Here is a 2,207-nt window from a genome sequence, read left to right as displayed (position 1 = left end):
GGCGGCTGCTGCCGCTAGTGAGATTTCCCTCGAAAAAATACTGCACAGCGGTGCCGCGCCCGAAATCAGAATCCGGGGTGATCTGGCCGGCGACCGTGTTCGCGCCGAGGCTGATATCGACGATCTGGGTGGTGGCGTCGGACGGATAGAGTGGCGCGTCAACGGTGTTGTCCAGAAAACAGCCAGCGGCCTGCCGCCGGCAGAGGACGGAATCTACACGACGGATGCCGAACTCTATCTCGCCGAAGGTGAAAATACGGTCCAACTCGTCGCCTATAATGAAGCGAACACGATCCAGGCACGCTCCAACGCCATGACGTTCTCGGTTGCTGCGTCCGACGTGCAGCCGTCACGCCTGTTCATCATGTCCGTTGGTGTTGACAATTATGCGCTTGATCGCCTCAAGCTCGAATACGCGGTTCGAGATGCCGAAACGGTGGCTGCGACGCTGGCTGAAGCCGGAGGCGGACTTTATACTGAGGTCCATACAGAGATCGTGCTTGATGAAGACGTTACTCGCGACGGGCTGGCGGAACGGTTCCGGTCCCTTGCGCAGCGTATCCGGCCAAACGATGTCTTCGTCTTCTTCTCGGCTGGCCACGGCAAGACGATCGACGGCCGCTTTTTCTATGCGCCCTACGATATCGACAATACGACAGTCGCGGCCGTGCGCGAACAGGGCATCGGCCATTCGACATGGCAGGAATGGTTTTCCACCATCCCGGCGCAGAAATCGCTTCTGCTGTTCGATTCCTGCGAAAGCGGGGCACTGGCAGAATCCACGACCGGACGGGAACTACGTTTTCGTGCTGCCAACGATCTGCTCGGCAATTCGACGGGACGTGCCCTTATCGCCGCGTCGAGCAGCACCGAGTTCGCGATGGAGGGGTATGAAGATCACGGCGTCTTCACCTACAGCATCCTCGATGCGATGACCTGGGCCGATATCAACGGCGACGGCGTCATCGACATCGACGAGCTTGCCAGCGCGATTGAGCAGACGGTGCCGCGCATTGCCCGCGAGGTTTTCGGCGAAACCCAGACGCCACAATATATGCGCCCGCACCGGGGGTTCGAAATCGTCGAACAGGTGGGGCAACTATAGGGGAGCAGCGATGCGGGTTGAACGATAAGACGCGGGGTGCAGGGATGAATGGAGTGCGGCAGTGGACCTATCGCGCGGTTGGGTGGGGCCGCTATGCCTTGCTTGCACTCACCACCTTTGCTCTTCCTGCCGATGCATCGACCTTCGATGATGGTAACGATCCCATTCCACTTGTGGAGTTGCAACGCAAGGATCCTGAAACCTTGACGGAGATGGAACGCGCCATCTTACACACGGCTCGCCGCACCGGTATTATAGAATTTTGCGATGGCGGGATACGCGGTAACGCTTTCCTTATCCAGTTCAATGGGCGGGCGGCGGTCGCCACCTCGATGAGCGTGAGCGTATCACGTCTGGATGCGGCTCCATTTTGCAGCGGAAGCAAGGCGAAAATCATCCGCTATTTGCCCAATATCAGCTTCAACGATCCGGAAAACCCTGACCAGGACGAGGACTTCATCTGGAAGAAGATCGACCTGGAATATCCTCCAGCGTTTGAAGGAGAATTCGAAGGGTCTGCAAATTACTATACAATCGCGTTGTTCGCCAAGGATCTTGCTGTCTACTACATCGATGAGAATCAGTCATTCGACGATTCGCTTCAGGAAGAAGGATCGCTGATATATGTCGCGTATCCAACAAACTCACAAAGGAGCTCTGCATATATATTTTATACAGTAGATTATGATAGCAATCCGCGAAGTTTTTATCAGAAATGTAGTTTCATTCCTGGCTCCAGATTCGGGAGTGCTTCCCATCTTTGCGACACGACAAGCGAGATGATGGGATCGCTTCTTGCTGTCAGCGAGGGGCCGGGACTTGGTGTCGGGGGGATCGTATCAGTTGTCCGTCGTCAGGGTTTTTGGGACAACCGGCGGCGTGAGCTAACGGAGGCTCTGGTCCATCAGGTTTGTCACATTAGGCCGCTGCATCTCGATGAAGCAAGCGGCGCTGTTTGATGGTTTCGCGTTTGATCCTTTCCCTTTCCAGCGTGATGATATCGCCGCGCCCGAAGTAGACGTCGGCAGGGGTGAGATTGTCGAGGCTCTCGTGGTAGCGGCGGTGGTTGTAGTGATCGACGAACGCCGCGACCTGCTGCTCG

At 56.5% G+C, this 2,207-nt stretch carries 3 protein-coding genes; 2 read left to right on the top strand and 1 reads right to left on the bottom strand.

Going from position 1 to position 2,207, the window contains the following annotated elements:
* Both L598_RS20615 and L598_RS20610 read left to right on the top strand, forming a co-directional pair.
* Positions 1-1,105: caspase family protein (locus tag L598_RS20615; protein ID WP_144865770.1), on the top strand; the 1,105-nt coding region annotated here is incomplete at its 5' end.
* A 17-nt stretch (positions 1,106-1,122) separates the two neighbouring features.
* The gene (locus L598_RS20610; protein ID WP_144865768.1) at positions 1,123-2,064 is read left to right on the top strand and encodes a hypothetical protein; all 942 of its coding nucleotides are present in this window, start codon (positions 1,123-1,125) and stop codon (positions 2,062-2,064) included.
* Here L598_RS20610 and L598_RS20605 read toward each other — a convergent pair.
* On the bottom strand, positions 2,024-2,207 hold a 184-nt coding region (locus L598_RS20605), incomplete at its 5' end, for an integrase core domain-containing protein (protein WP_144865766.1). The genes L598_RS20610 and L598_RS20605 overlap by 41 nt on opposite strands.

This window comes from Mesorhizobium sp. J18 (assembly GCF_007829525.1).
GTDB lineage: Bacteria > Pseudomonadota > Alphaproteobacteria > Rhizobiales > Rhizobiaceae > VLJP01.
This window is presented reverse-complemented; position numbering and strand designations above follow the sequence as displayed.